Below are 1,189 nucleotides of genomic sequence, written 5' to 3' on the forward strand. Positions count from 1 at the left end.
ACGCACGTGCCCTACAAGGGCTCGGGCCCGGCCATCAACGACCTGATCGCGGGCAACGTCGACATGTTCATTACCACGCCGCCTTCGGTCATCGGCCACTTCGCGGGCGGGCGCATCAAGGCGCTGGCGTACACGGGCAGCCAGCGCCACCCGTCGATGCCCAACGTGCCCACATCGGCCGAGGCGGGGTTGCCGGGCTACGAGGTGGAGTCGTGGTTCGCGGTGTTCGCACCGGCGAAGACGCCGCCGGAAGTGGTCGGCAAGCTGAGCGCGGAGATCAGGAAGATCGTCGAGAGCGAATCGTTCCGCAAGAAGGTCGACGAGCAGGGCGCCTTCGCCACGTACATGGATTCTCCGACGCTGGGCAAGTTCGTCGACCAGGAGCTGGCGGCCTGGTCGAAGGTGATCCGCGCGGCCGACATCAAGCCGGACTGAAGGAGAAGCGCGTCAATCAATCGGCGGGAGGGCGGGCGAAGTCGCCGTCTTCCCGTCTTCCTGGTACACGACCTCGAAGCGCTCGCACAGCACCGGCATGTGCAGGTCGGGCGTTCTGCCGATGCGTGCGCATTCGCCGCTGAAGTATTGCCAGTGGCCTTCGCGCCAGTAGCGCAGCGATCCATCGCCTTCGGCTTCGACCGCCGCGAAGTCTTCGCCGACTTCATCAAAAGGCATGACCGTCACGCTGTGGGTTTCGATGATGCACAGCGGCTGCCCATGCCAGTCGGTCACCACGCTCAGGTCACCTGCCTTGGGGCGCGGCCTGCCGGTCACAGCCAGGGACCATTCGAGGCTGGCGGTGCCGCGCTTCTTTCCGGCAAGCACCAGTTGTGCAAGCTCCGTGGCACCGGCCTCGTTGTCGTCGAAGTAAAACGCCTCGCAGAAGCGGGCGGAAACATCGGCGCCGATGGAAGCCTGAAAGCGCAGCCAGAAGGGAAGGATGCCGGAAGGGATGTTCATGTCGGGTGGCCTCAAGACGAACACGGAGCCTGCCACAACAGGCGGCTCCGTGGTCAGCGCCACCCGAGCGGCTCAGGGCTTGACGCCGAGCACCGACAGGATGATGGCCGACAGGGTCAGCGCCACCGGCAACTGGTGCGCGGCCAGGGCCTGGACCTGCGCCACCGAGCGCTTCGTTTGCAGCAGCAGGCTCTTTTCGGAATGAAGGGATGTAGACATATCGACTCCTGAC

Annotated in this window: 3 protein-coding genes; 1 reads left to right on the plus strand and 2 read right to left on the minus strand. The window is 65.1% G+C overall.

From position 1 onward, the window contains the following. Positions 1-435: tripartite tricarboxylate transporter substrate binding protein (locus DBV14_RS34115; protein WP_260397315.1), on the plus strand; the 435-nt coding region annotated here is incomplete at its 5' end. A 12-nt stretch (positions 436-447) separates the two neighbouring features. Here DBV14_RS34115 and DBV14_RS32785 read toward each other — a convergent pair. Both DBV14_RS32785 and DBV14_RS33565 read right to left on the minus strand, forming a co-directional pair. Next, on the minus strand, positions 448-957 hold the full coding sequence (locus DBV14_RS32785) for an ASCH domain-containing protein (protein WP_124466334.1): 510 nt from the start codon (positions 955-957) through the stop codon (positions 448-450). Between the two features lie 72 nt (positions 958-1,029). Next, positions 1,030-1,176: a hypothetical protein gene (locus DBV14_RS33565; RefSeq protein ID WP_185546209.1), complete on the minus strand. Its 147-nt coding sequence runs from the start codon at positions 1,174-1,176 to the stop codon at positions 1,030-1,032. Positions 1,177-1,189 lie beyond the last annotated feature (13 nt).

Origin of the sequence: Variovorax sp. KBW07, assembly GCF_003852515.1 — a bacterium.
GTDB lineage: Bacteria > Pseudomonadota > Gammaproteobacteria > Burkholderiales > Burkholderiaceae_C > Variovorax.

What these genes read in the sequence shown, in the direction of transcription:
- DBV14_RS32785 (WP_124466334.1), bottom strand. Translation starts at nt 957, where the DNA reads ATGAACATCCCTTCCGGCATCCTTCCCTTCTGGCTGCGCTTTCAGGCT.
- DBV14_RS33565 (WP_185546209.1), bottom strand. Translation starts at nt 1,176, where the DNA reads ATGTCTACATCCCTTCATTCCGAAAAGAGCCTGCTGCTGCAAACGAAG.